The organism is Stenotrophomonas sp. S39 (assembly GCF_016624665.1).
GTDB lineage: Bacteria > Pseudomonadota > Gammaproteobacteria > Xanthomonadales > Xanthomonadaceae > Stenotrophomonas.
The window spans coordinates 1-498 of sequence record NZ_JACVTT010000209.1; the positions used below are offsets into that span (position 1 = coordinate 1).

Annotated in this window: 1 protein-coding gene; it reads right to left on the reverse strand. The window is 66.7% G+C overall.

The genetic code is table 11. The features are described 5' to 3' along the window. Positions 1–145 precede the first annotated feature (145 nt). Positions 146–358 (reverse strand): DUF4287 domain-containing protein, encoded by a 213-nt coding sequence (locus IAE41_RS22345; RefSeq protein ID WP_200734608.1) that lies wholly within the window; start codon positions 356–358, stop codon positions 146–148. Positions 359–498 lie beyond the last annotated feature (140 nt).

Genomic DNA, 498 nt, shown 5'->3' on the forward strand with positions numbered 1-498 from the left:
GGGGGTTGGCGGGGGGCTTCTCTCCCGGGTACACCCCCGCGCACCCACCCCGCCCGGCCTCTGACACTTTCCGGGTGCGTCCAGCCACGTAAGAGAAAAAGAAGAGCAAGAGCGAAAGCGGGTCGCTTCGCTCGGTTGCGGTGGGTCAGCGCTGGGCGTTGAGGTGGTGGGCGACCAGGGCGTTGGCGTGGCCGTGGCCCAGGCCGTGCTCGCTCTTCAGGTAGCTGACCAGTTCCATGTGCTTCAGGCCCGGCTTCTTCGCCAGCAGGCCCAGCCAGTGCGCCACCGGCTGGCCGTAGGTCTTCTCGATGGAGGGAAAGTACGAGGCCGGGCCTTTCGGCGCGGTGTCAGTGCTCATGTGCAGCTCCCGTTGAAAGTCATTCATTCGACGAACCACAGACGTGGAAATCGACATACCCACACATCCGACCCCGTGCCGCCCCACCGGGGGGCCCCCCCCCCCCCCCCCCGGGGGGCAGTAAATAAAAGCCAAGCGGG